Genomic DNA, 25,720 nt, shown 5'->3' with positions numbered 1-25,720 from the left:
CTACAAATCCATACGACATAAGGACACGCCATGAAGCCCACGCTCCCCACCGCCGAACAACTCCGCCTCGACTGGACCAACAACCCGCGCTGGGCGGGCGTCGCCCGCAACTACACCGCCGGGGACGTGGTGCGCCTGCGCGGCACTGTCGCCATCGAGCATTCGCTCGCGAAACTCGGTGCGGAGAAGTTGTGGAAGTCGCTGCAGCACGAGGACTTCGTCAACGCGCTCGGTGCGCTCACCGGCAACCAGGCGATGCAGCAGGTCAAGGCCGGGTTGAAGGCGATCTACCTCAGCGGCTGGCAGGTCGCGGCCGACGCCAACCTCGCCGGGGAGATGTATCCCGACCAGTCGCTGTATCCCGCCAACTCGGTGCCGCAGGTGGTGAAGCGCATCAACAACACCCTGCTGCGCGCGGATCAACTCCATCATGCGGAAGGCGACGATTCCATCGATTTCCTGCAGCCGATCGTGGCCGACGCGGAAGCCGGCTTCGGCGGCGTGCTCAACGCGTTCGAATTGATGAAGGCCATGATCGAGGCCGGCGCCGCGGGCGTGCACTTCGAGGACCAGCTCGCCAGCGTGAAGAAGTGCGGGCACATGGGCGGCAAGGTGCTGGTGCCCACGCGCGAGGCGGTGGAGAAGCTCAATGCCGCGCGCCTGGCCGCCGACGTGATGGGCGTGCCGACGCTGATCGTCGCGCGCACCGATGCCGAGGCCGCGGACCTGCTCACTTCCGACATCGACGACAACGACCGTCCGTTCTGCACTGGCGAACGCACGCTCGAAGGCTTCTACAAAACGAAGAAAGGGCTCGGCCAGGCAATCAGTCGCGGCCTGGCCTACGCGCCTTACGCCGACCTGGTGTGGTGCGAAACCGGCAAGCCGGACCTCGCCTTTGCGCGCGCCTTCGCCGAGGCGATCCACGCGAAGTATCCGGGCAAGTTGCTGGCCTACAACTGCTCACCGTCGTTCAACTGGAAGAAGCACCTCGACGACGCGACCATCGCGAAATTCCAGAAGGAACTCGCCGCGATGGGCTACAGGTTCCAGTTCATCACCCTCGCCGGCTTCCACGCGCTGAACTACTCGATGTTCCACCTCGCCCACGGTTACGCACGCGGGCAGATGAGCGCCTTCGTCGAATTGCAGGAATCGGAGTTCGCCGCGGCCGAGCGCGGCTTCACCGCGGTCAGGCACCAGCGCGAGGTCGGCACCGGTTACTTCGACGCCGTGACCCAGACCATCCAGGGCGGCGCGTCGTCGACGGTGGCGCTCAAGGGAAGCACCGAGGAAGAGCAGTTCCACGGCGAACGCGCCGCGGCCTGACCCCGGGACCGCCTGCCGCCGGCCCGGGTTCAGGCCGGTGGTATGCTCGCCGCTCAGTGGGGGGAGCGGGACGCAATGGACGAGGGCCGGGGCAATGCGGTCGCGACGGATCCGGTCCTGCGCAGGCAGGACGGCGTGGTCATGGACGCGGCGCTGAGCCCGTCCGAACTCGCGCTGTTCGACGTGGTCGGGCGCCGCCGCGACTTCGATGCCGGCGAACGCCTGTTCTCTCGCGGCGACAACGGCCGCACCATGTTCGTGATCCTCGACGGGCGGGTCGAACTCGACTTCGGCGGCGACCTCGCGCGCAAGACCCTCGGCCCCGGCGAATTCTTCGGCGAACTCGGCCTGCTGGTCGGCGACCACGTGCGCAGCGCCGGCGCGCGCGTGCTGGCGGCCACCGAACTGGTCGAGCTCGGCGACGGCGAACTCGAGACCTTGCTCGACCGCGACCCGCGACTGGTCGCGCAGTTCCTGCATCGCGCCATCACCCGCATCGTGCGCAACGAGCAGGTGCTCACGCACCGCCTGCGCCGACACAACCACGAATTGCAGGATGCGCTCGATCGCCTGCGCGCCGCGACCCAGGCCCTGACCCGCAGCGAGGAGCTGGTCCGCCGCGACGACCTCACCGGGCTCGGCAACCGCCGCGCCTGCCAGGAGCACGTCGAGCGCCTGGTCCGCGAGCAGCAGCTCGGCGGCCACGCGCTGCTGCTGGTCGATTGCGATGCGTTCAAGCGCGTCAACGACGTCCACGGCCACCAGGCCGGCGACCGCGTGCTGCAGAATGTGGCCAACATCCTCACCTCGGTGGCCACCGCCAGCGACACCGCCTGCCGCTTCGGCGGCGACGAGTTCGCGTTGCTGGTGCGCGCCCGCGACCAGGCCGACCTGCAGCGCATCGCCGGGTTCATCGTCGGCACCGCGCACAGCCTGGCCGCGATGCAATCCGAGCCGCCGGCGATCTGCACGCTGAGCATCGGCGGTTGCTGGGTCGACCCCGATTCCGCCTGGAGCGACTGGTACGCGAACGCCGATGCCGCGTTGTACCGGGCCAAGCGCAGCGGCGGCGATACCATCGCCTGGCACGTCGCCTGGGAATCCTGAGCGCTGGCCGTGGCCGCAACAAACACATCCAGTGCCGCCATCATCGATACGGTCGTCGAAAGCCGCGCGGATGTCGCGCCGCGCCTGCGCACGCTGCTGCTCACCGACCTGTGCAATTCCACCGAACTGGTGGAAAAGCTGGGCGACACGCGCAGCGCGGAACTGTTCCAGGCCCACGACCGCCTGGTGCTGGAGTTGCAGCAGCGCTGGCGCGCGCGCCTGATCGATCGTTCCGACGGCCTGCTGCTGCTGTTCGAACGCGCCATCGACGGGTTGGGCTTCGCGCTCGACTACACCCGCGGCCTGCGCGAACTCGGCAAGGAACAGAACGCCACGCTGCAGTCGCGCGCCGGGCTGCACGTGGGCGAAGTGCTGACCTGGCAGAACAGCAGCGAGGCGGTGAACCTCGGCGCCAAGCCGCTGGAAGTCGAAGGCCTGGCCAAGCCGATGGCCGCGCGCCTGATGGCGCTGGCGCGGCCCGGGCAGATCCTCGTTTCCGCCGTCGCCGAACCGCTGGCGCATCGCGCCGCGCGCGAACTCGGTCCGCGCGGCGAGCAGTTGTTGTGGAAATCGTGGGGACGCTGGCGCTTCAAGGGCGTGCCCGGCGCGCAGGAAATCTTCGAAGTCGGCGAAGCCGGCGTCGCGCCGCTGCGCGTACCGCGCAACGGACCCAAGGCTTGGCGCGACATCCCGTTGTGGCGGCGCCCGGCCGCGCTGGTCGCGGAAGCCGCGGTGCTCGCGGGCATCGCGACCGGCGTGTGGTTCGCGACGCGCCCGCAACCGGCCATCGCCTTCGCCGAACGCGACTGGGTGGTGGTCGGCGACCTGCGCAACGTCACCGGCGACGCGCGCCTGGACGATGCGCTGGAACAGGCGTTCCGCATCAGCCTGGAGCAGTCGCGCTACGTCAACGTGCTCAGCGACCTCAAGGCACGCGACACGCTCGGGCGCATGCAGCGCCCGGCCAACACCACGCTCGATCGCGCCATCGCGTCGGAAATCGCGCTGCGCGATGGTGCGCGCGCGGTGATCCTGCCGACGGTGGCGGAAGTGGGCGGCCACCTGCGCGTGAGCGCCGAGGTGATCGACCCACACACGCAGACAACGGTGTACGCGGCCTACGCCGACGGCAAGGGCGCAAGTTCCGCGCTCGCGTCGGTGGACGATGTCACCGAGGAACTGCGGCAGAAACTGGGCGAGGCCTTGGCCTCGGTGCAGAAGGATTCCAAGCCCTTGCCGCAAGTCAGCACCGCCAACCTCGATGCGTTGAAGGCGTATGCACTGGGGCAGGATGCCTACGGCAAGGACCGTTTTTCCGAAGCCCTGCAGTTGTATCAACAAGCCACGACGCTGGATCCGAAATTCGCGCTGGCATGGATCGGGCAGGCGCGAACCCTGAATGCCATGGTGCGTACTTCCGAGGCGATGGCGCCACTGCATCGGGCGCAACAACTGCGCGACCGCCTGCCTCCGCGCGAGGCCATGTACCTCGATGGTTGGAGTGCAGAGCTCGAAGCGCCGGACCAAGCGCTGGCGAAGTGGGAGCTCTTGGCGAAGATGTATCCGGATTTCGGACCGGGCCCGCAGAACGTGGCGATCCAAATGCTGTACCGGAACCGGTACGCCGATGCCCTCGCTTACCTGCGCATGGGCACTGATACCGAGGATGAGGATGCGCTGTTCTACGACATGCAAGGGCGCGCCCTTCTGGGACTCGAGAACTACACCCAGGCCGCCGGGATGTTCGAGCGCGCATTGCAGGAAAAGGGTTCAGACAGCTTGCGCCGGCGCGCCGATGTCTTCGCTGCGCAACGCAAGTTCGCCGAAGCGGAAACGCTTTTGGCGAAAGCGCAAGTCGACAATGTCTATCCGTGGATCGACCGCATCAGCGTGGCCGCCGACAAGGGCGATTGGGCCAACGCCTTCCGCAACCTCGAGGCCGCACGGAAGGTTGCCGGGACCATCGAGGGCGATCCGATTCGCTTGCGTGCCTTCGCCGTGACCGAGGCATCCTTGCTGCTGGCGAGCGGCAAGAAGGTCGAAGCGGGAAAACTCGCGTCCGGAACCGCGCGCCAATCGTTGCGGGCGCTGGAACACGACACCCTGGCCGATCTGCCGGACGAACTGGACTTGGCCTTGTCGGCCACGCTGGTCGCCTTGCGCGCCGGCGACGGCCAGATCGCTACAGAAGCGCTGGTGGCCTTGGACTCGCGCCCGCACTTGCGCGACCTCGATTACATCGCCGAAATGAAGGCGGTGGTGCGCGCCTGGCAGTCGATCGACGCAGGTCGCGGCGACGAAGCCATTGCGTTGCTCAAGCCGTTCGCAGACGGTTCAGCGCGGTATCAGACGCATCAGGCACTGATGCAGGCTTATTTGCTGGCCGGGAATCGTGTTTCGGCGGCCGTACAAGCCAAATGGCTCCAGCAGCGACGAGGGCTTGCCTACATCGAACAAGGCTGCGGTCAATGCCGGCAGACGTTGAATGTGATCGACAGCAACCAAGTGAATCGATTTTCGGCCAAGCAATAAAAAGCCCGCCTGAACCAGCGGGCTTTGACATTCGCCTGAAGCAAAAAAGCCTATTTCCGTGATCTGCTTGTCGGAGTCCCGGTGTCCAGCCGAACCGGAGTCATCGACAGACCAGCCGTCAGCATTGTCTTCAATTCGTCGCGCGACTTCTGGATCTGTGCCTTCGGCGCGATGCCATCGATTTGGCAGCATCCGCCAACCAGCGCGGCCGCATCCTTCGAATGCCCCGCCTTCACCAGCGCCGCGGCCGGGTCCTTCTTGAACAGCCGACGGAAGTCGTTGTCGGTGCCGAGCTTGTCCAGCAGCTTGTCCGCCACCTTCGGGTCCAGCCCGGGCGTCGTCGCCTTCTTGGTCGCCATGTTCCCCTTTCCCCTGTGCCCGTCGCGGGCGTTGCGCGACTCTAGCCTTGCCCGGGCGGCGACGGCAACCGTAACGTGGCGCGTCGCTCCACCGAAACCATCGCCATGCGCGTCCGCCGCTGCGCCACCCTCTACCTCGAACCACGCGAGGACACCGCCTTCGACCTCACCTCGCTGCTTGCCGGCGGCGACGGCCTCGCGCGGACGCGACGCTGGGTCGCGCTGGCGCCGCACCTGGGCGAGGAAGTCGAGGTCGATGCCGTCGAACGCGAACTGCTCGGCGAACTCAGCCCCGAACGCTGGATGTCCGCCAGTGAATTGCCGGCCGAAGCGCGACCCGCATTGCGACGCTTGCTGAAGGCGGGATTGGCGATCGGCTCGACCCGCGCGCATGCCACGCATCGCGAACGCGACGAGCGCCTGCGCGGCGCGCACTGGCACCCGCTGGCGGCGACGTTGCACGCCTTCACCCGCTGGGACGACGCCGATGCGGTGCAGAACATGCAGGACAGCGGCACCGAAACCGCGGTCGAGATGCGCGAGGTGCTGGGTGCGCCGCCGCCGGAAGCCGATGCCGTCGGCGATTCGGATGCGCGCATCCCGCTCGCGCGCGTCGCCGGCAACGACTTCGATGACTTGCTCGCGCGGCGCGCGACCTGCCGCAATTTCGATCCGTCACGTGCGTTGCCGTTCGACCTGTTTTCGCAACTCATGCAGCGCGTATTCGCGGCGCAGGCCGAAGTGCGGGTGGGCGAGGACACCGCGTTCCTGAAGAAGTCGAGTCCTTCCGGCGGCGGCCTGCACCCGACCGAGGCCTACCTGCTCGTGCAGCACGTCGAAGGACTCGCGCCGGGGCTGTACCACTACCACGCCACCGCGCATGCGCTCGAACCCTTGCCCGCGCCGGAACTGCCGTTGCGCGAATTCCTGATGCAGGCGGTGGCGCAGCAGCACTGGTTCGCCGACGCGCACGTGGCGGTGGCATTGGCGCCCCGCTTCGACCGCACGTTCTGGAAATACCGCCGGCACATGAAGGGCTATCGCGTGGTCGCGCTCGAGGCCGGGCACCTGTCGCAGATGCTGTACCTGGCCGCCACCGAAGCCGGGCTCGGCGCCTTCATCACCGCGGCGATCAACGAGAAACCGCTGGAGGCCGCGTTCGGCCTCGACCCGCTGCGTGAGGGCGCGCTCGCGGTGTGCGGCTTCGGCTGGCGCGGCGACACGATGGAGACGATGGAGCTCGACCCGAACGGCGTGGTGTGGGAACCGGCGACGACAAGGGATGACGCAGACTGACGTCCAGCGCCAACCTTGTTCAGCTTGATCAATGCGCCCGCGTGAAGACGCCGGAAAGGCAGGCAAAAACGGTGACTTCGGTCATTGGACTTGCCCGCCAGGTTGTGCTGTCATGCCCGGACCTCCACGTTCCCCGGGGAACCGTCGTGAAATTCCAACGCCGCATCGCGCTCGTCCTTTCCATGTCGCTGTTCTTCTGCAGCGCGGTGGCTTTTGCCGACACCACCGATCCGCAGTCGCAGGACCAGCCGCAGACCGTGTCCGAGATCCTGCATGTGCAGAAGGACCTGCGTTCCAAGCTCGACAGCCCCACCGGCGAATATTCCCGCTTCAGCGAAGCCGATATCGCGAAGATGAAGCGCGCCCAGGACAGCGTGTTCAGCATGCTCTCCGGCGTGGATTCGCTGGATCAGCTGACCCTCGACCAGAAGACCAGCCTTTCCAATTCGCTCGACGTGATCAAGGCGACTTTGCTGTCGGACGAAGGCAACCGCCTGATCTGCTATCGCGAACGCAAGATCGGCACCAATATCGTGAGCAAGCGTTGCGAAACCGTTGCCGAGCGCAATGCGCGCGCGAAGGATGCCCAGGAACAGATGCGCGAAATGGCGCCGACCGTTCAAACCAAGTCCGGCAACTGACCGGATCGTCGCATCCCGACGTCCACGCACGGGCGGCTTCGGCCGCCCGTTGCATTTCCGGGATTCGCCTAGCGCTTGCCGCCGGTGATCAGGCGTTCGCCGAGCCCGGTGAACTTCAGGCCCACGCGTTCGACCCGGTCGTCGCGCAAGGCGCGCACCACCAGCAGCGCGCGTCCCAGCGCGAGGCGATCGCCGACCTGCGGATTGCCGTCGAAGCGTTGTTCGAACAGATCGGCGGCGGTGATCGCGGCGAAGCGCGGCGGCAGTTTCAGGCCGTAGAACTGCGCGAGTTCGCCCAGCGGCACGTCCCCGGGCAGCAGGAACAGGCCGAAGGTTTCCTGTTCGGCGGCGCGCGCGGCGCGGCCTTCGGCGAACAGCCAGTCGAGCCGGTGCGCCTGTCCGGCTGGGCTGAGGAAATAGGCGTAATCGTTGGCGGCGAAGGCACCGGCGTGTTCGGGCAACAGCACCTTGCCCTCGCGCACCAGCATCGCCAGGCGCACGCGCCCGGGCAGCGGCGCGCCGTGCAGGGCCGCGCTGCCGGCGGCGATGCGGTAACCGACCAGGTCGTATTCGAGCTGGCCGGGAAGATCGAGCTGGATGCGGCGCGTGTCCGGATCGGTGCGCGGCACCGCGACGCCGAACAGGTGCGCGGCGCGCGCCAGCGACCAGCCCTGCACCAGCAGCGATGCGAGCACGACCACGAACGCGACGTTGAAGTAGAGGCCGGCGTTCGGCAGTTTCGCCAGCAACGGGATCGAGGCGAGGAAGATGCTGACCGCGCCGCGCAGGCCGACCCAGCCGATGAAGCCGATTTCGCCGGCGCGATAGCGGAACGGGGTGAGGCACAGCAGCACCGCCAGCGGTCGCGCCACCAGCATCAGCGAGGCGGCCACCGCGAGGGCCGGCCACAGCACGCCAAGCAGTTGCCGTGGTGCCGCCAGCAGGCCGAGCAGCAGGAACATCACCAGTTGCGCGAACCAGGTGGTCGCGTTCTGCACCGACATCACCTCGCCGCGCGCGCGCAGCGGCCGGTTCGCGACCACGATGCCGGCGAGGTAGACCGCGAGGTAGCCGCTGCCGCCGATGCGGTTGGTGATCGCGAACAACGCGACCGCGCCGGCCATCGCCAGCCACGGCGGCAGGCCGGAGGGCAGCACGAAGCGGTTCAGCGCCCACACGATCAGGCGTCCTCCGAGATAGCCCAGCGCGATGCCCGCCGCCATCGCCCAGACCAGTTCGATCGCCAGCGCGACCACGCCGCCGTGTCCGCCGCCCACGGCGATCCACGAGGTCAGGCCGATGGTGAGGAAGATCGCGACCGGGTCGTTCGCGCCGGATTCCATTTCCAGCGTGCTGGTGGTGCGGCGTTCCAGGTGCAGGCCGCCGGCGCGGAGCAGGAACAACACCGCCGCGGCGTCGGTGGAGGCGAGCACCGAACCGAGCAACAAGGATTGCAGCGGCGCGAGTTGTAGGAACCAGTGCGCGGCGAGGCCGGTCATGGCCGCGGTCAGCACCACGCCCACCGTCGCCAGCACCAACGAGGGTGCGACGCTGCCGCGCACCTGCGCCGCGCGCGTCTGCAGGCCACCATCGAAGAGGATCACGCACAGCGCGAGCGAACCGACGAAGTAGGTGAAGCGGGTGTCGTCGTAGCGGATGCCGCCGGGGCCGTCGACGCCGAGCAGCAAGCCGAGGGCGAGGAACACCAGCAGCAGCGGCGCGCCGAAACGGCGCGCGAGCAACGACGATGCGATGCCGGCGAGGACCAGCAAGGCGCCGCCGAGCAGGCGGATGTCGATGGCGTGCAGGACTTCCAGTGGCATCTCCGCGTTCACGGCCAGTGTAGCCGTGCCGCGTGGAAACGCGATCAGCCCGCCAGCGCGCGTTCGAAACGGCGGTAGCCCAGCGCTTCGGAGAGGTGCGGGGTGCGGATCGCGGCGCTGCCGTCGAGGTCGGCGATCGTGCGCGCAACGCGCAGGATGCGGTGCAGCGCGCGCGCCGACAGTTGCAGCCCGTCCATCGCGCGTTCCAGCAGCGCTTCGTCCGCGGCTTCAAGCCGGCAGGCCTCGCGCGTCTGCGCCTGGTCGAGGCGCGCGTTCGGCGTGCCCGCCCGCGCCAGCATGCGTTCGCGCGCGGCGACGACGCGTGCGCGCACCTCCGCGCTGGATTCGTTTGGCACCTGGCCCATGCGCAATTCCGCCGGCGCCAGCCGCGGCACTTCCACCTGCAGGTCGATGCGGTCGAGCAACGGCCCGGAGATGCGTGAACGGTAGCGGCGCACCGCCTCGATGCCGCAGCGGCAGCGCCCCGATGGATCGCCGGCCCAGCCGCAGGGGCAGGGATTCATCGCCGCGACCAGCTGGAAGCGCGCGGGGAATTCGCATTGCCGCGCCGCGCGCGAAATCGTGACGCGCCCGGATTCCAGCGGTTCGCGCAGCACTTCGAGCGCATTGCGCGACCACTCCGGCAATTCGTCGAGGAACAGCACGCCGTGGTGCGCGAGCGAGATCTCGCCCGGGCGCGGCACCGAACCGCCGCCGGCCAATGCGACTGCGCTCGCGGTGTGGTGCGGACTGCGGAACGGACGCGATCCCCAGCGCCGTGCATCCGCGCGACGGCCGCCGACCGAAGCGATGGCCGCGACCTGCAGGCGTTCGTCTTCGCCCAGTTCCGGCAACAGGCCGGGCAGGCGCGAAGCCAGCAGGGTTTTCCCGCAACCTGGCGGGCCGACCAAAAGCAAGTGATGTTCACCGGCGGCGGCGATTTCCAGCGCGCGCCGCGCATGCGCCTGGCCGCAGACGTCGCTGAGGTCGGGCACCGGCATCGGCGGCCAGGATTCGGGTTCGGCCTGCGGCAGTTCGATGCGCCCGGACAATGCCGCGCACACCTGCAACAGCGTGCGCGCGCTGCGCACGTCGCTGTTCGAGGCCAGCGCGGCTTCGCCGCCGTTCGCGAACGGCACCACCAGCTTGCGTCCGTCGCGCGAGGCAGCCAGCGCCGCCGGCAGGCTGCCGTCGACCGCGCGCACTTCGCCGGTCAGGCCGAGTTCGCCGAGGAATTCGCAATCGCGCAACGCTTCCAGCGGCACCTGTCCGCTCGCGGCGAGCACGCCCAGCGCGATCGGCAGGTCGTAGCGCCCGCCGTCCTTGGGCAAGTCCGCGGGCGCGAGGTTGACGGTGATGCAGCGCGCCGGGAATTCGAATTGCGCGCACTGGATCGCCGCACGCACGCGATCCTTGGCTTCGCGCACCGCCGCTTCCGGCAGGCCAACAATCGACATGCGCGGCAATCCACCGGCGAGGTGCACTTCGACCGTGACCGCGGGCGCGGACACGCCGTCGCGTGCACGGCTGTGCACGAGCGCGAGACCCATGGCGGCGGCTTCAGCGCGTCGTCGCGGATTCGAGCGCCTGCACTTCGCGCTCGAGCGCTTCCAGCTTTTCGCGCGTGCGCAGCAGCACCGCGCGCTGCACGTCGAATTCCTCGCGCGTCACCAAGTCGAGCCGGGCGAGGCCGGACTGCAGCACGGACTTGAAGTTCTGCTGCAACTCCTCGCGGCCTTCGCGCATTCCGGGCGGCACCAGGCCGCTGAGGCGGCGGGCGAGGTCGTCGAGTTGGGCGAGGTCGATCATGGCGAATTTCCGTGTTGGCGGGTCCGGTGCCAGCGTGGCGCAGGTCGCATTCCCCGGCATTCGGCCAAGGCCGCGCGCCGGCGTCGGGGATTTCCTATTATCGTGCCAGCGAGGGGAGGAAAGCGCGGATGAAGATGGTGATGGCGGTGATCAAGCCGTTCAAGCTCGACGACGTGCGCGAGGCGGTGGCCGAGGTCGGCGTGGCCGGCATCACCGCGACCGAGGTCAAGGGCTTCGGTCGGCAGAAGGGCCACGCGGAGCTGTACCGCGGCGCCGAGTACGTGGTCGATTTCCTGCCGAAGGTGAAGCTGGAGATCGCGGTGGCCGACGATCAGGTCGACGCGGTAGTGGAGGCGATCATGAAATCCGCCGGCACCGGCAAGATCGGCGACGGCAAGGTGTTCGTCTGGGACCTGGAACGCGTGGTGCGCATCCGCACCGGCGAACTGGATGCGGATGCGCTATGAACCGCAACGGCACGATCAGCGGCGGCGACGAGGAACGCGACGCATCGTCGTTGCGCTGGAAACTCGCGGCAGCGCTGCTGGCGCTGGCGGCACTCGCCGGTGCGTTGTTGTGGATGCAACACGACGGCATGGCGTCGCCCGCCGATGAAGCGCAGCCCGATGCGGTCGCCGCCCGCGCGCAAGGCGATGCGCCGATCACCGCTCAGCCGGATGAAGCGGTTTCACCAGCCTCCACGCCGGTCGCGCAGGCGCCCACAGTCGAACCCGCCGCGATGCCGGGCGCGACCAAGCCGTTCGACGCGCCGATGATCGCGACCGAGGCGGCATCCGCCAACGGTTGCGCGTTCCCGATGCTCGATGCGGCGAAACAGCCGTTCAAGCTGTACGCCGCGGGCGCGTATTCCGGACGCAAGCTCGGCATGCAGATCGACCAGAGCGGCAACGAAGCCGGGCGCATCGATGTCGGCGTGAACCAGCCCGGCGAAGCGGTCGCGCTGATGCTCGGCAGCTACGATCCCACCGTCTGGCACATCGGCTGGACGAGCGGAACGCGGATCGTGGCGGTGCTGGTCGGCGGTTACCACAAGCAAGTCGTCACCGGCCTGCCGAAAGGCGTGCCGCTGATCGTGAGCACCTACGACAACAAGGGCCCGTGCGGCTATTTCTACGTCACTGCGGACAAGGCGCCGACCCTCAACCCGATCGCGCGGCGCGCGTTCGGGCGCGGCATCGACATGCTGTATCCGGCTTCGCAGGGTAGCGTGCTGGTCGGTGCGGCGGCGGGCGGCATGATCACCGACGCCTCGGCGCAGGATGACGACGCGTTCCGCATCGCCGAATCCATGGCCGCGGGCGAGGCCGGCTTGGCCTACGCGGTGTCGCGCGGGTGGCTGCGCGAGGCGATGCAGTCCGATGCCGATGCGTGGATCGCCGCGCGCGCATCGCGGCCGCAGGCGGACGTGCCGCCGATCGCCGGTGGCGCGCAGCCGGGGCGCATGACGGTGCACAACGGCTATGTCGTGTTGAAACCGTTCCGCTTGCCGGCAGGTTTGTACGGCGCGCATTCGGCCACGTTCTTCGTGCCGAAGGGGGTGTCGAGGCCGACCGGCAACCTCGGCCATTCGGTGCTGTACGACTTCAATACGCTGACCTGCGCCGGGACGTTCTGCGAAAGCCGGTGAACGTCGATCGCGCAGTCGAAGCCAGGTGCGGAATGGCATGAATCGCGGCGCATGCACCGTGAAAACGGGTTGCCATTGGAGTTGAGGATGAGTGAGTCCACGCGCGCAGGATCCAAGACCCCTTGGATCGCCATCGCTTATTTCGCCTTTCTTGCCCTGGTGCCCGCATGAATCGTCATCGCCGCGGCAATCGGCGCGCCGGAAACAATGGTTGCGGTTCCATATGTGTTGCTGTTCCTGCCGATGACCTGTGCGGCTGCAGGACTCAGCTTCCTCGCTTACTGGTTCTTGCGTAAGTCTTTCGGATCGCCCGTGGCCTATCTAGGCGGCACAATCGCATTCTTGTTGGCTCCAGTGCTGCTGTATGCCAAGGCAAGATTGCTTCACGCCTAGCAAAGCAACCCAGTCAAGTCGGAATCTCATTGTCGTCATGTGCAACCGAATGGCCGCGCATGATCGACAAATTACGAATCGCGATCTGGCACCGCGATGTCAAATCTCTAAATTTCGACGCGTCCACGCCCGGCCTGCTTGGCCCGGTACAGCGCCGCGTCGGCGCGTGCGAGCACGGTCGCCACGGTATCGCCGGCCTGCGCCTGCGCGACGCCGATGCTGACCCCGACCCGCAGCGCCGGATCGATGTCGTCGAAGCGCAGCGCCTCGGTCGCGTCGAGCAGGCGATTCGCGATGGCGTGCGCCTTGCCCGCCACCGTATCCGGGCACACCACCACGAACTCCTCGCCGCCGATGCGCGCGAGCAGGTCGCGGTCGCGCAGCAGCGCCTGCCACGCACGCACCGTCGCGGCCAGCACGCGATCGCCGGCGGGATGGCCGTAGCGGTCGTTGATGGCCTTGAAGCGGTCGATGTCCAGCGCGAGCAGCGACAGCGCGTTGTCGTCGCGCCGATCCGCGGCCAGTGCATCCGCGGCGGCGGCATCGAATGCGCGCCGGCTGGCGGCGCCGGTCAGCGGATCCACCAGCGACAGCGCGCGCAGGCGCCGCGACTTGCGCCATTGCCGCCATGCGAACGCGCCCAGCAACGAGGCGAGCAACAGGCCGGAGATGATCGCCAGCGTCTGCCAGTTGCGGATGCGCCGCAGGTCGGTGAGCTGTTGCGCCTGCGCCTTGCGTTCGGCGCGCAGGCGCTGGTTTTCGAAATCGCGCTGGCGGATTTCGTATTCGTATTGCAGCAGGCGCCCCTGTTCCAGCCGCATCTTGTCCTGCAGATCCTGCTGCAGGGCGTTGTAGCGCTTGAACGAGGCCAGCGCGTCGTGGTTGCGCCCCAGCGCCTCCTCGCTCGCCGAACGCGCCTGCTGGAGCAAGGCGAGGTAGCGCAGGTTGCCGCCGGCTTCCATCAGCGGTTGCGCGAGATCGTAGTGCTTGAGCGCTTCCGCGTGCAGGCCCTGCTTCGCCAGCGCCTTGCCGCCGAGCAGCAACAGCATGTCGTTGCTGGAATCGTCCTGCGCGGCAGCGAAACGCGTCGCGGCCTCGTGCAGGGTCGCGCGTGCGGCCTGCGGCTGGTCGAGTGCGATCTGCGCCTCGGCGAGGCCGAGCAGCGCGCCGTTGCGGTCGGCTTCGTCGCCATGCGCCGACGCGACGCGGATCGCCTGCTCGAACGCGGTGCGCGCCTTGTCCGGGGCGCCGGCCTCGTCGTGCAGGAAGCCGAGCTGGATCAGGTTGACGGCAAGCCCCTCGAAATCCTGCTTCGCCTGCAATCGCGGACGCGCCTGTTCGAAATAGTCCACCGCCTGCGCGTAATCGCCCATGCGCCGGTACGCGGTGGCCATGCCCTGCAGCAGGCGGTCGACTTCGTGGTCGATGCCCGAATCGCGGAACGCGGCGCGCGCGCGCTGGAAGTCGAGCAACGCCTGCGCCTGTTCGCCGATCAGCGAACGCAGGTCGGCGCGCATCACCAGGATCTCGCCCTCGAGTTGCGGCTCGTTCTGCCCCTTCAGGACGTCCAGCGCGCGGTCGAGGTCGGGCAGCGCATGGCGGCTGCCGTCGCGCAGCATCATGAAGTTCGAACGGCAGACCAGCGCGCGCGCCTGCGAGGCGCGGTCGCCGATGTCCTTCGCCGCCTGCAGCGCCTGGTCCGAATACGCCAGGCCGCGCGCCACGTCCTTCCAGCGCGTGCTGCCGCAGTCCACCGAGCGATAGCGCACCTCGCGCGCGGAATCCACGTCCGGCAGCAGGGCGCGCAACCGGTCGAGGTCCTCCTCGTACGCATGCGTGCTGGCGTCGAGCGACGCGGGCCCGACCACGCGCTGGAACACCGTGTCGAACTCGGCCGCTGGCGCCGGCGGTTTCGGTTCCACCGCATCCGGCGGCACGAAGCCCACCGCGAAACAGGCGCACGGCCACGCCAGCGCGAGCGCCGCGAGGCGCCGCAACACACTGCGATTGGCATTCGAACCCTGCATCCCGTCCCCCGACGGCGCCAGTCAACCGCCGAAAATAGCCGGGACCGAGGGGCGCATCCGTGCCCCGGTTCGCAGTTCGGCCTTCGCCGGCCCGGTTTCAGCCGGCCAGGGCTTCGGCCACGAACGGCGGCAGCGCCTGCGCGCCCTTGTGCACCTCGGCGCTGTAGTAGCGGGTTGGGAACGGCCGGGCTCGCGCGTCCGCCTCGCGGAAGCCGAAACCGGCGTTCGCCGCCTTCTTCGCCAGCGTGCAGCTCCACCAGCCGGTCGGGTAGCAGGGCTGCGGGAACGGCAGGGTCTGGAAGCTGGCGAAACCGGCCTTGCCCATTTCCGCGCGCATTTCGCGGATCAGGTCGAGCAGCACCAGCGGCGATTCCGACTGCTGCACGAGGATGCCGTCATCCTTGAGCGCGCGATGGCAGCTCTCGAAGAAGGCCTTGTTGAACAGGCCTTCGGCCGGGCCGACCGGATCGGTGGAATCGACGATGACGATGTCGACGCTACCGGGTTCGCAGTTCGCCATGTAGGCGATGCCGTCGTCGAACAGCAGTTCCGCGCGCGGATCGCCGTTGGATTCGCACAGCTCCGGGAAATATTTCTCCGACATGCGCGTGACCTGTTCGTCGATGTCGCACTGCGTGGCGCTCCGTACGCCCGGATGGCGCAGCACCTCGCGCAACGTACCGCAGTCGCCGCCGCCGATGATCACCACGCGCTTCGGGTCCGCATGCGTGAACAGCGCCGGGTGCGACATCATCTCGTGGTAGAGGAAGTTGTCGCGCGCGGTCAGCATCATCGCGCCGTCGATCAGCATCAGGTTGCCCCAGTCGGTCGAGCCGTAGATCTCGATCTTCTGGAACGGCGACTGCACCTCGTCGAGCTTGCCGGTGATGCGGAAGCCGATCGCCGAACCGGCGCGGTCGAATTGCTCGTAGTGCCAGGCGTCGGTCATGGTCGTGGCGGGAGTGGCGGAAGTGGGCGGGAATTGTAGGGCGGGTTTTAACCCGCCGTATTCGCTGCGCGATTTTCGCACGGCGGGCCAAGGCCCGCCCTACAATGCGCCTCCCCGCCGCGAACGGACGCGCCCCATGGCCGACTGGTCGATCGAACACGCCCGCAAGACCTATTCGATCCCGCACTGGGCCGAAGGCTATTTCGACGTCGACGCGGCCGGCCGCATCGTCGTGCGCCCGCGCGGCACGAACGGCCCGGAGGTGGTGCTGGCCGAGGTCGTCGAGAAATCGCTGGCGCAGGGCGGCGACCTGCCGGTGCTGGTGCGCTTTCCCGACATCCTCGGCGACCGGCTCGGCAAGCTGCAGGCGGCGTTCGCGCAGGCGATGCAGGAGTGGGACTACGCCGGCGGCTACACCGCGGTGTATCCGATCAAGGTCAACCAGCACGCGGGCGTGGCCGGCACGCTGGCTTCGCACTCGGGCGAAGGCTTCGGCCTGGAGGCGGGCAGCAAGCCGGAACTGATGGCGGTGCTGGCGTTGTCGCGCCCGGGCGGCCTGATCGTCTGCAACGGCTACAAGGACCGCGAATACATCCGCCTCGCGCTGATCGGGCGCAAGCTCGGCTTGCAGACCTTCATCGTCATCGAGAAGCCCTCCGAACTGCGGCTGGTGATGGAGGAAGCCAAGGCGCTCGGCGTCGTGCCCGGCCTCGGCGTGCGCATGCGCCTGGCCTCGCTCGGTGCCGGCAAGTGGCAGAACAGCGGCGGCGACAAGGCCAAGTTCGGGCTGTCGCCGCGGCAGGTGCTGGACCTGTGGAAGCAGTTGCGCGACGCCGGCATGGGCGACTGCCTGCAGCTGCTGCATTTCCACATGGGCTCGCAGATCAGCAACGTGCGCGACATCGCCAACGGCATGCGCGAGGCCACGCGCTACTTCGTCGAACTCTCGAAGCTCGGCGCGAAGATCAGCCACGTCGACGTCGGCGGCGGGCTCGGAATCGATTACGAAGGCACGCGTTCGCGCAGCTTCTGTTCGATCAACTACGGCATCGGCCAGTACGCCTCGAGCATCGTGCAACCGCTGGCCGAGGCCTGCGAGGCGAACGCGATCGCGCCGCCACGCGTGGTCACCGAATGCGGCCGCGCGATGACCGCGCACCACGCGGTGCTGGTCGCGAACGTCTCGGAGGTGGAGGAAGCGCCGGAAGGCCGCGTGCCGCCGGAACACGACGATGAACCCACGCCGATCCGCCACCTGCGCGAGATCCACGGCGAACTCGATTCGCGGCCGGCAGTGGAACTGTTCCACGAAGCCGCGCAGGCGCACGCCGAAGGCCTCGCGCTGTATTCGCTCGGCCAGCTCGACCTCGTCCATCGCGCGCGCATCGACGACCTGTTCTACGCCATCGCCCATGCGGTGAAGTCGCGCCTGACCTACGACGAGAAGAGCCATCGCGACCTGCTCGACGAACTCAACGAACGCCTGGTCGACAAGTACTTCGTCAACTTCAGCGTGTTCGAATCGATGCCGGACGTGTGGGCCATCGACCAGGTGTTCCCGATCGTGCCGATTTCGCGGCTGGACGAGGAACCGACCCGGCGCGGCGTGATCGCCGACCTCACCTGCGATTCCGACGGCAAGATCGACGCCTACGTCGAGAACGAAGACCTCGACACCTCGCTGCCGCTGCACGCGCCGCGCAAGGGCGAGCGCTACTGCCTCGGCTTCTTCCTCGTCGGCGCCTACCAGGAAATCCTCGGCGACATCCACAACCTGTTCGGCGATACCGACGCGATCGAGGTCCGCATCGAGGGCGATGGCTGCCGCATCGTGCAGCAGCGCCGCGGCGACACCACCGACGTGATGCTGGACTACGTCGGCTACAAGCTCGACGACCTGCGCCGGCGCTACAAGGCGATGGTCGGCGCGGTGGATCTTTCGAAAGCCGAGGCCGAGCGCATGAACGAGGCGCTGGAGCGAGGATTGACCGCCTACACCTATCTCAGCGACGAGCCGCTGGAATAAGACTCGTCATTCCCGCGAAAGCGGGAATCCAGCGTCTTTGAAATACCCTGCGCCTCAGCGTAGGGTTCGATCGATCAAGTCGGCATGGCTATTGAATTTCGATTGCAGTAGCCGCTTCAACTCTTTGAGGTCTGCTTGGTCAAGTAAACGATCGAATTGTTGTGTATTGAGTCCAAGTTGCCGGGCATATTTGTCGAGTACTGTTTGCACCGCGATTCGATAACGATCTGCGACGACATGAGTGGCAGACGTGCGGTCATATGCGCCGCCTCGTACTAGCAAAGCCACTTCGATGATTTGCTTCAGGGCTTTGGGCGTGCCCCCGGGGAATACAGGTCTTTCGCTGCGAGCGCTTTTAGCGACAGACGAAGCGATCCCTTCCTTCGCGGGAACAAGCGGGAGTAATCGCCGAAGCGAAGTATTGAAGGTGTCGATCAGTGGCTCGGCGTGGCTTTGAACGAAAGCAAAGACTTCATCGTCGACTTCGACTTGATGAGGCATGGCAGTTCTCCGCTCATGGATGCGAGCCAAAGACTAACTGTTTGCTTAAAATACGTCAAGTATTTTAAGCAAACACGATAAGGCTGGATTCCCGCTTTCGCGGGAATGACGGGATTTACTGACGATCCGCCGGAATTGACTGCGTCGCAGTCTTCGACGCAGCGCCCTGTGATCGCCACGGCGCGACCACCAGCAGCACCCCGGCGAGCACCAGAAGCGCGCCAAGGATGCGCAAGGCATCGACCGGTTTCGGCGCCTGCAACACGCCGAACTGGTCCAGCAGCAACGAAGCCGTGACCTGCCCGAGTACGGCGAGGCAGACCATGCCTGCCGCGCCGATGCGCGGAATCAGCAGGGTGAAGCAGGCGACGTAGATCGCGCCCAATGCGCCGCCGGCCCAGATCCATGCCGGCCATTTCGATGCGCCCTGCAACGTCATCGGCGTGCGCGTGGCCAGCAGATACAAACCGAGCATCGCGGTGCCGACCAGGAACGACACGAAGGCGGCGACGACCGGGCCACCGCTGTGCACGCCCAGACGCGCATTGACCAAACCTTGCAACGGCAGCATCGCGCCGATCAGCACCGCGACCAGCAAGGCGCCGACGAGGTTCATGCCTGCGGTGCCCGCGCCAGCTGGAATCCCGCGAACGACTGACGCGTCGGCATCATTTCGAGGCGGTTGACGTTGAGGTGCGGCGGCAGGTTTGCGATCCAGAAGATCGTGTCGGCGATGTCCTGCGCGGACATCGCGTCCATGCCTGCGTACAACGCGTCGGAGGCGGCCTGGTCGCCGTGGGTGCGGACCAGGGTGAATTCGGTTTCGGCCATGCCCGGCTCCAGCGCGGTCACGCGCACGCCGGTGCCGTGCAGGTCGGCTCGCAGGTTGAGCGAGAACTGCGAGACGAAGGCCTTGCTGCCGCCGTAGACGTTGCCGCCGGCGTAGGGGTAATTCGCCGCGGTTGAACTGACGTTGACGATGGCGCCCTTGCGTTCGATCAGCGTCGGCAGCAGCGCATGCGTCAGCGTCACCAGCGCGGTGATGTTGGTGTCGATCATCGTGCGCCAGTCGGACAACAGCGCTTCCTGCGCGGGTTTGGTGCCCTGCGCGAGGCCGGCGTTGTTCACCAGCAGGTCGATGCCGTGGAAGCGTTCCGGCAGCGTGTCGATGGCCGCGCGCATCGCGGCTTCGTCGCGGATGTCGAACGCGAGCGGGTGGAATGCATCGCCGAGTTCGGCGCGCAGCGCGTCGAGCCGTTCGGTGCGACGGCCACTGCCGATCACTTGCCATCCCGCTTCGACGAAGCGTTTCGCGGCGGCACGGCCGAAGCCCGAGGTGGCGCCGGTGATGAAAGCGGTTTTCGGGTTCGAAGCGATCATCGACGCAATCCCAACAGAACGATGCCGGCGACCACGAGCGCGACGCCGAGCCAGCCGCGCAGGTCGAGTTTCTCGTGCAGGAACACGAGTGCGAACACCGCCACCAGGGCGAGGCTGAGCTTGTCCATCGCGGCGACGCGCGAGGCATCGCCCAGCTTCAGCGCGCGGAAATAGCACACCCAGGACGCGCCGGTGGCGAGCGCGGAGGCGGCGAGCAGGCCGAGCGTGGCCGGCGGCAACGACAACGGATTGCGCCACTTGCCGCCGATCGCGACGAATCCCGCCAGCAGCGCGGTGATTACCAGCGTGCGCAACAGCGTCGCAAGGTCGGCATCGACCTGCTGCACGCCGGCCTTGGCCAGCACCGCGGTCGCCGCGGCGAATACCGCCGACAGCAGCGCCCACACCAGCCATTGCGAATTCGCCGCCATGCGCATGCCTCCGTATCCGGCGACGGATCGTCGCACGTTCACCACACGAACGGGATCAATCGCTTGGTTTCCCGCGCGTAAGCCGGGTAATCGCGGGGGAAAGCGGACATAAGCGCGCGTTCCTCGACGCGGATCCGCCACAGGAAGGCGGCGGTGACCACGACCACGATCAATGCGAGCGACCAGGCACTGCCGAGCGCGAGCGCGAAGCCGTAAAACGTCGCTAGCGATCCGGTGTAGGACGGATGCCGCAGCAGGCGATACGGGCCAGTGCGGATGAGCTTGTGGTCCTCGCGGATCGCGACGTCCACGGTGAAGTAGCGGTCGAGCACGCGCACCGCCCACCAGCGGAACGCCATGCCCGCGACCATCAATGCACAGCCTGTCCAGAACAGCGGCATGACCAGGCCATCGTCGAAACGGCCGAATTCTTTCCGCGACAGCCACACCGCGACGAAGATCGATCCCCAGATCGCGAGGTGCAGCACCTGCAGGCTGCCGCGGTCGTGGGCCTTGCCGCCATCGGCCGCGCGCTTGCGCCCGATCCAGATTTCGCTCGCGACCCAGGTCGCGCTCAGGGCGAGGAACAGCGTGTCGGGCCGGATCATGCGTCCGCTCAACCGCGCTTCGACGGAGGCTTCTTCGCGACCGGTTTCGCCTTCTTCGCCGGTTTCGCCTCGGTCGAGGCCGCGCGCGTCTTGCGCCCGCGACCGGTCGAAGCCTTGCCCGCGGTTTTCGCCTTGGCCGCACGCGTCTTCTTGAGCATGTCCTCGGCCAGCACCACGTCTTCGGACAGGATGCCCGCGGCTTTTGCAATCGCGATCTTGGCCTGCGCCTTGTTCTCGTCGGGATTGGCGAGCAGCAGCTCGCGGATGGCTTCGCGCAGCGCGGCCTCGGCATCGTGCTTGAGGTGCATGTTCTCGCCGCGCCGGAACAGCGCCATCAGCGCGTCGACGACGGGTTTCACCAGCGCGGCTTCGATGGCCATGGGTTTCTCCTCAGCACGCAGTGTCACACCAGCCGGTCTCAGTCGTCGAGACCCCGCATAAGGATGCCGATCATGCCATCCATGTCGTTGCCAGTTATCTCAACAAATGGACGGATTCCGCTTCCATTCGTTGCGAGGTCGATGGTATTCACGAAATCCTGCAAACGCAGGAAATACGTTTCATACGTGCCAGACGAACAAAAACCAAGCGTTGCATCTTCGCGATGTGTTTCGCGGTCGTTGTGAGCTAATAGCCACTTTCTGGCATCCAAGAGATGACTAGCCAATTCATCCAAGGATTGCTTTAAACCTTCCAGCGCTTTTTTTGTTTCGGCCGGCCACTTCCCGAAAGACACCATGAATTCAATGCAAAGGTTATAACGCTGACCGAATTTTGCGCGATCATGAAGTCTTGCGATTTGCAGAAGAGTCTCGTCGATCAAGACCCCTTGAATTCTTGCAAGCGACCATCCAAGCCATTGGTTGGAAAGTAGGGTTGGGAGGGATGGGTTGTTTTCGAGTGCCTGCTGAAAACGCCACAACTCGTATGCTTGATTGCAAATTCGCCAGAACGCATCGACATCCTTTGCATCCACATTTGGAGATTGCGGAATCGCGCTCACTTCACCTTGATCGCCAGCGCCGGCAGGCCGCCATCGGCGAGCTTGCCCTTGGCCGTGGCCAGTTCCGACGCGGTGCCGTAGGGCCCCATGCGCACGCGGTACACCGTCTTGCCGCCGATCGCGGCGGACTCGACGCGAGCGTTCAGGCCGAGCAGCGCGATCTTGGCCTTCACCGCCTCCGCATCGCCGCTGGCGCCGAACGCGCCGGCCTGCAGTAGGTAGGGCGTGTCGTTGCCGCCGCTGCTGGTCGGTGCGGGCGTTGCGCTCGCGACCTGCGCGGGCTTGTTCGTGTCCGGCGTCGAAGGCGTTTCCGGAAGCGGCTTCGGCAGCGCCGCATCGGTATCGGCCTGCGCTGGCGTGGCCTGCTGCGCGCGTGCCTGTTCCGCTTTTTCCGCCGCCGCGAGCTGCGCATCGCTCAGCGCGACCTCGTTGCCCGGCAGCAGGGTGTAGAAATCGAAATCGCCGTCCTTGCTGGCGGCGTCGGGCTTGTCCTTCGTCGCCGCATCCGCAGCCGGCTGCGCGACCACGCCTTCGTCGTCGTCCGAGGACTCGGCCAGCGGCTGCGCGTCGGGATTCGGGTGCGGACGGAAGAAACCGTCGCCGTCGCCGGATTTCAGGTAACGCGGCAGGATCAGCACCACGCCGAGGGTGATCAGCACGCCCAGCACCAGCCAGGCCCAGCCGGGCATGCCGCCGCGGTTGCCGGAATTGCGTCGCGCCTGCGACTTGCCACGCTTGACCGCCACTTACATCGCCTCCGGGGCGTTCACGCCCAGCAATCCGAGTCCGTTCGCCAGCACCTGCCGCGTCGCCGCGGCGAGCGCGAGCCGCGCGTCGCGCAGGTTCGCGTCGTCGACCAGGAACTGGTGTTCGTTGTAATACGACTGGAAGTCCTGCGCCAGTTCCAGCAAGTAGGCCGCGACCAGGTGCGGTTCCAGCTGCGCGCCGGCGGCAGCCACGACTTCCGGCCAGCGCGACAGCGAGGCGAGCAGCGTGGCGGTCGCGCGGTCGTCGAGATCGAGCGGCTGGTTGCGGCCGTTCTCGGCGTCGAACGCGAGTCCGCGCTCGGCCAGTTGCCGGAACACGCCGCAGCTGCGCGCATGCGCGAGCTGCACGTAGTACACCGGATTGTCGAGCGACTGCGAACGCGCGAGGTCGATGTCGAAGGTGAGCTGCGAGTCGGGCTTGCGCGCGACCAGGAACCAGCGCGTCGCGTCGCACCCGGCTTCGTCGATCAGGTCGCGCAGGGTCAGGTAGCTGCCGGCGCGCTTGGACAGCTTCACTTCCTCGCCGCCGCGCATGACCGTGACCATCTGGTGCAGCACGTAATCGGGATATCCGGCGGGAATGCCGGCGTCGAGCGCCTGTAGTCCGGCTTTCACCCGCATCAGCGAACCGTGGTGGTCGGCGCCGAGTTCGGTGACGGCGCGCTGGTAACCGCGCTGCCATTTCGACCGGTGGTAGGCGATGTCCGGCACGAAGTAGGTATAGGTGCCGTCGGACTTGCGCATCACCCGGTCCTTGTCGTCGCCGAAGTCGGTGGTACGCAGCCACAGCGCGCCACCGTCCTCGTAGGTGTGGCCGTGGGCGATCAGCTCGCGCACGGTTTCGTCCACCTTGCCGTCGACGTAGAGCGAGGATTCGAGGAAATACACGTCGAACAACACGCCGTAGGCCTCGAGGTCGGCGTTCTGTTCGCGGCGCAGGTAGGCGACCGCGAACTTGCGGATCGCATCCAGGTCATCGGCATCGTTCTTGCCGACGATCACGTGGCCTTCGATTTCCACCGCATCGCCGCGCAAATATGAGTTCGCCACGTCGGCGATGTAGTCGCCGTTGTAGGCGTCTTCGGGCCAGTCGGCGTCGCCGGGCTTCAGGCCCTTGGCGCGCGCCTGCGTGGAGCGCGCGAGGTTCTCGATCTGCACGCCGGCGTCGTTGTAGTAGAACTCGCGCTTCACGTTCCAGCCGTTGGCGGCCATGACGCGCGCGATGCAGTCGCCGATCACCGCAGCGCGGCCGTGGCCGACGTGCAGCGGGCCGGTGGGGTTCGCCGATACGTATTCGACGCCAGCCGTGTGGCCCTTGCCGCTGGCGTTGCGGCCGTAGTCGGCGCCCTGCGTCGCGATCTCGCGCAGCATCGCCTGCCACGCCGAAGGCGCGAGGCGGAAGTTGATGAAGCCCGGGCCGGCGATTTCCACCGAGGCGATGGCCGGGTCTTGCGGCAACGCCTCGACCAGGGCTTGCGCCAGCGCGCGCGGATTGGTCTTCGCCGCCTTGGCCAGCAGCATCGCCGCGTTGGCGGAGAAATCACCGTGCGCGCGATCCTTCGGCCGCTCGATCGCGAATTCGGGCACGGCGACGTCGGCGGGCAGGGTACCGGCCTCGCGGAGGCGGGCGATGCCCTGGTCGACCAGGGCGCGGAGCTGGGATTTCACGAAGGCGGTGAACTGGCCGGATGGTCGGACATTCTAGCTTTTCGGGGGTGGGCCGGTTGCTGGGCAACAGCGGTCGGCAAGCTGCAGCGTATCGGCTATCGGATTTGGAGGGGCGACCGGCCGGTCGCCCCTACGACGCGAATTGCGAGGTCAAGCGGAATGGCTCGATGGGTTTTCGCGATCTGTCGCCCATTGCGCAGGATTGTCGAGGATGTATTGCCGAATGCGATCCAGGGAGCCCTCGTTGCGGATGATGTGCTCGTGGTAGTTGCGTTGCCACACAGGCGTTCCCGGTGTTCCTCGCAGCGCGTTGATGCGTTTGGTGGCGGCGGATTTGAATCCTGCGACGACCGCGCCCACGGATCGTGGTTGTGGGCCGGTAGGGGCGACCGGCCGGTCGCCCCTACGGCGTGAATCGACGATAACGATGATTCCGTGGAAATGATTTGGCATGACGACCCAAGCGTCCAATTCCATTCCGATGCGGATTTCCCGGGTTTTCGCCCATTCCTCAGCAACGATATTGCCGATGTTGTTCAGTCTCATCTCACCATTGGTGATGTTTCCGAACAGACATGCGTGACCTTGCGCGCAGATCGTGACGAAGTAAGCGCCAGCTTGTGTGTAGTCGTAGCCCCGCAATCGGATCGATTTGCGTTGCGGGGGCATGGCACGCCGTTTCCCCGCGCTTGGTGCGAGGTTCACACCCAACCGCGCGCCGCCATCGAGCTCGGCGCGCCGTCGCCGATGACGAAGTGGTCGAGCAGGCGCACGTCGACCAGCGCCAGCGATTGCTTCAGGCGCGCGGTGACGGCGCGGTCGGCGGCGCTGGGTTCGGGGTTGCCGCTCGGGTGGTTGTGGCCGGCGATCACCGCGGCGGCGTTGTGCGCGAGTGCGCGGCGCACGACTTCGCGCGGATGCACTTCGGCGCCGTCGACGGTGCCGTGGAACAGTTCCTCGAAGGCGAGCGCGCGGTGGCGCGCATCGAGGAATAGGCAGGCGAACACCTCCTGCGGCTGGCCGCGCAGGCGCTGGGCGAAATAGCGACCGGCCGAATGCGGGTCGGACAGCGCCTCGCCGCGTTCCAGCCCGGCGGCAAGGTAGCGGTTGCACAGCTCCAGCGCCGCGGACAGGCGGCAGGCGCGCGCCGGACCGAGTCCGGGCAGTTTCATCAGTTCGGTCGGGCCGCGTTCCAGCAACTCGCGCAACGGACCGTGGCGCGCGAGCAGGTCGCGCGCGGTGGCGACCGCGTCCTGCCCGCGCAGGCCGGAGCCGAGGAAGATCGCCAGCAATTCGGCGTCCGAGAGCTGCGCGGGGCCGCCGGCAAGCAGGCGTTCGCGTGGGCGTTCTTGGGCGGGCCAGTCGTGGAGGAGCATGCGCCAAGCGTGAATGCGCCGCGGCACGGGCACAGTCGGGGTGTTGC

25 protein-coding genes are annotated in these 25,720 nt (G+C 67.1%); 8 read left to right on the top strand and 17 right to left on the bottom strand.

Annotated features, from left to right (window positions below; all coding sequences use genetic code 11):
- Positions 1–30 precede the first annotated feature (30 nt).
- From aceA to FNZ56_RS08655, 3 genes are all read left to right on the top strand, one after another.
- The gene (gene aceA, locus FNZ56_RS08665) at positions 31–1,329 is read left to right on the top strand and encodes an isocitrate lyase (RefSeq protein ID WP_143879453.1); all 1,299 of its coding nucleotides are present in this window, start codon (positions 31–33) and stop codon (positions 1,327–1,329) included.
- A gap of 75 nt (positions 1,330–1,404) precedes the next feature.
- Positions 1,405–2,436: a GGDEF domain-containing protein gene (locus FNZ56_RS08660; protein WP_143879452.1), complete on the top strand. Its 1,032-nt coding sequence runs from the start codon at positions 1,405–1,407 to the stop codon at positions 2,434–2,436.
- Between the two features lie 9 nt (positions 2,437–2,445).
- Positions 2,446–4,968: a putative peptide modification system cyclase gene (locus tag FNZ56_RS08655; RefSeq protein WP_246064549.1), complete on the top strand. Its 2,523-nt coding sequence runs from the start codon at positions 2,446–2,448 to the stop codon at positions 4,966–4,968.
- 50 nt (positions 4,969–5,018) lie between these two features.
- Here the strand turns inward: FNZ56_RS08655 and FNZ56_RS08650 are convergent, their stop codons facing one another.
- Positions 5,019–5,327 carry an NHLP-related RiPP peptide gene (locus FNZ56_RS08650; protein ID WP_143879451.1) on the bottom strand — a complete coding sequence of 103 codons (309 nt, stop codon included), beginning with the start codon at positions 5,325–5,327 and terminating at the stop codon, positions 5,019–5,021.
- 105 nt (positions 5,328–5,432) lie between these two features.
- Here FNZ56_RS08650 and FNZ56_RS08645 point away from each other — a divergent pair, with 105 nt between their 5' ends.
- Both FNZ56_RS08645 and FNZ56_RS08640 read left to right on the top strand, forming a co-directional pair.
- Positions 5,433–6,623: a putative peptide maturation dehydrogenase gene (locus tag FNZ56_RS08645; protein ID WP_143880318.1), complete on the top strand. Its 1,191-nt coding sequence runs from the start codon at positions 5,433–5,435 to the stop codon at positions 6,621–6,623.
- 41 nt (positions 6,624–6,664) lie between these two features.
- Complete coding sequence (locus FNZ56_RS08640; protein WP_143879450.1) at positions 6,665–7,264, top strand: hypothetical protein; 600 nt, start codon at positions 6,665–6,667, stop codon at positions 7,262–7,264.
- Between the two features lie 68 nt (positions 7,265–7,332).
- On the opposite strand, the gene FNZ56_RS08635 is transcribed toward FNZ56_RS08640, so the two are convergent.
- From FNZ56_RS08635 to ubiK, 3 genes are read right to left on the bottom strand one after another with little or no spacing between them, the layout of a single operon-like run.
- Positions 7,333–9,099 (bottom strand): potassium/proton antiporter, encoded by a 1,767-nt coding sequence (locus FNZ56_RS08635; RefSeq protein WP_143879449.1) that lies wholly within the window; start codon positions 9,097–9,099, stop codon positions 7,333–7,335.
- Positions 9,100–9,131: 32 nt separating this feature from the next.
- Positions 9,132–10,637 carry a YifB family Mg chelatase-like AAA ATPase gene (locus FNZ56_RS08630; RefSeq protein WP_143879448.1) on the bottom strand — a complete coding sequence of 502 codons (1,506 nt, stop codon included), beginning with the start codon at positions 10,635–10,637 and terminating at the stop codon, positions 9,132–9,134.
- A gap of 10 nt (positions 10,638–10,647) precedes the next feature.
- Positions 10,648–10,896, bottom strand: a complete 249-nt coding sequence (gene ubiK, locus FNZ56_RS08625) for a ubiquinone biosynthesis accessory factor UbiK (protein WP_143879447.1) — start codon at positions 10,894–10,896, stop codon at positions 10,648–10,650.
- 128 nt (positions 10,897–11,024) lie between these two features.
- Here ubiK and FNZ56_RS08620 point away from each other — a divergent pair, with 128 nt between their 5' ends.
- Positions 11,025–11,363 carry a P-II family nitrogen regulator gene (locus tag FNZ56_RS08620; protein ID WP_143879446.1) on the top strand — a complete coding sequence of 113 codons (339 nt, stop codon included), beginning with the start codon at positions 11,025–11,027 and terminating at the stop codon, positions 11,361–11,363.
- Positions 11,360–12,544, top strand: coding sequence for a hypothetical protein (locus FNZ56_RS08615; RefSeq protein ID WP_143879445.1), 1,185 nt, complete (start codon positions 11,360–11,362; stop codon positions 12,542–12,544). Before FNZ56_RS08620 ends, FNZ56_RS08615 begins: the two co-directional genes overlap by 4 nt.
- Before the next feature lie 500 nt (positions 12,545–13,044).
- Here FNZ56_RS08615 and FNZ56_RS08610 read toward each other — a convergent pair whose 3' ends face one another.
- Together FNZ56_RS08610 and speE are read right to left on the bottom strand one after the other, a co-directional pair.
- A complete protein-coding gene (locus FNZ56_RS08610) occupies positions 13,045–14,937 on the bottom strand; it encodes a tetratricopeptide repeat-containing diguanylate cyclase (protein ID WP_185970701.1) in 1,893 nt (630 codons plus the stop codon).
- A gap of 124 nt (positions 14,938–15,061) precedes the next feature.
- Complete coding sequence (speE, locus tag FNZ56_RS08605) at positions 15,062–15,913, bottom strand: polyamine aminopropyltransferase (protein ID WP_143879443.1); 852 nt, start codon at positions 15,911–15,913, stop codon at positions 15,062–15,064.
- A gap of 136 nt (positions 15,914–16,049) precedes the next feature.
- On the opposite strand from speE, the gene speA reads away from it, so the two are divergent.
- The gene (speA, locus tag FNZ56_RS08600; RefSeq protein WP_143879442.1) at positions 16,050–17,939 is read left to right on the top strand and encodes an arginine decarboxylase; all 1,890 of its coding nucleotides are present in this window, start codon (positions 16,050–16,052) and stop codon (positions 17,937–17,939) included.
- A 54-nt stretch (positions 17,940–17,993) separates the two neighbouring features.
- On the opposite strand, the gene FNZ56_RS08595 is transcribed toward speA, so the two are convergent.
- The 11 genes from FNZ56_RS08595 to radC all read right to left on the bottom strand — a co-directional run bounded on the left by FNZ56_RS08595 (position 17,994) and on the right by radC (position 25,673).
- Positions 17,994–18,440, bottom strand: coding sequence for a hypothetical protein (locus tag FNZ56_RS08595; protein WP_143879441.1), 447 nt, complete (start codon positions 18,438–18,440; stop codon positions 17,994–17,996).
- A gap of 115 nt (positions 18,441–18,555) precedes the next feature.
- Entirely contained in the window at positions 18,556–19,056 is a 501-nt protein-coding gene (locus tag FNZ56_RS08590; protein ID WP_143879440.1) for a DMT family transporter, read from the bottom strand.
- Positions 19,053–19,820, bottom strand: coding sequence for an SDR family NAD(P)-dependent oxidoreductase (locus tag FNZ56_RS08585; RefSeq protein ID WP_143879439.1), 768 nt, complete (start codon positions 19,818–19,820; stop codon positions 19,053–19,055). Before FNZ56_RS08585 ends, FNZ56_RS08590 begins: the two co-directional genes overlap by 4 nt.
- The gene (locus tag FNZ56_RS08580) at positions 19,817–20,251 is read right to left on the bottom strand and encodes an EamA family transporter (RefSeq protein WP_143879438.1); all 435 of its coding nucleotides are present in this window, start codon (positions 20,249–20,251) and stop codon (positions 19,817–19,819) included. Before FNZ56_RS08580 ends, FNZ56_RS08585 begins: the two co-directional genes overlap by 4 nt.
- A 38-nt stretch (positions 20,252–20,289) precedes the next feature.
- Positions 20,290–20,859: a methyltransferase family protein gene (locus FNZ56_RS08575; RefSeq protein WP_143879437.1), complete on the bottom strand. Its 570-nt coding sequence runs from the start codon at positions 20,857–20,859 to the stop codon at positions 20,290–20,292.
- 8 nt (positions 20,860–20,867) lie between these two features.
- Positions 20,868–21,239, bottom strand: coding sequence for a hypothetical protein (locus FNZ56_RS08570; protein WP_143879436.1), 372 nt, complete (start codon positions 21,237–21,239; stop codon positions 20,868–20,870).
- A 38-nt stretch (positions 21,240–21,277) separates the two neighbouring features.
- A complete protein-coding gene (locus FNZ56_RS08565; RefSeq protein WP_143879435.1) occupies positions 21,278–21,862 on the bottom strand; it encodes an AbiU2 domain-containing protein in 585 nt (194 codons plus the stop codon).
- Positions 21,859–22,551 (bottom strand): SPOR domain-containing protein, encoded by a 693-nt coding sequence (locus FNZ56_RS08560; RefSeq protein WP_407070515.1) that lies wholly within the window; start codon positions 22,549–22,551, stop codon positions 21,859–21,861. The genes FNZ56_RS08565 and FNZ56_RS08560 overlap by 4 nt, the downstream gene beginning before the upstream one ends.
- Before the next feature lie 57 nt (positions 22,552–22,608).
- On the bottom strand, positions 22,609–24,297 hold the full coding sequence (argS, locus tag FNZ56_RS08555) for an arginine--tRNA ligase (RefSeq protein ID WP_143879433.1): 1,689 nt from the start codon (positions 24,295–24,297) through the stop codon (positions 22,609–22,611).
- A 150-nt stretch (positions 24,298–24,447) separates the two neighbouring features.
- Positions 24,448–24,966 carry a transposase gene (locus FNZ56_RS08550; protein WP_143879432.1) on the bottom strand — a complete coding sequence of 173 codons (519 nt, stop codon included), beginning with the start codon at positions 24,964–24,966 and terminating at the stop codon, positions 24,448–24,450.
- A gap of 32 nt (positions 24,967–24,998) precedes the next feature.
- Positions 24,999–25,673, bottom strand: coding sequence for a RadC family protein (gene radC, locus FNZ56_RS08545; RefSeq protein WP_143879431.1), 675 nt, complete (start codon positions 25,671–25,673; stop codon positions 24,999–25,001).
- Positions 25,674–25,720: the final 47 nt, after the last annotated feature.

The organism is Lysobacter lycopersici, assembly GCF_007556775.1.
GTDB lineage: Bacteria > Pseudomonadota > Gammaproteobacteria > Xanthomonadales > Xanthomonadaceae > Pseudoluteimonas > Pseudoluteimonas lycopersici.
Note: the sequence above shows the minus strand (reverse complement) of the source record. Positions and strands in the feature narration are given on the sequence as shown.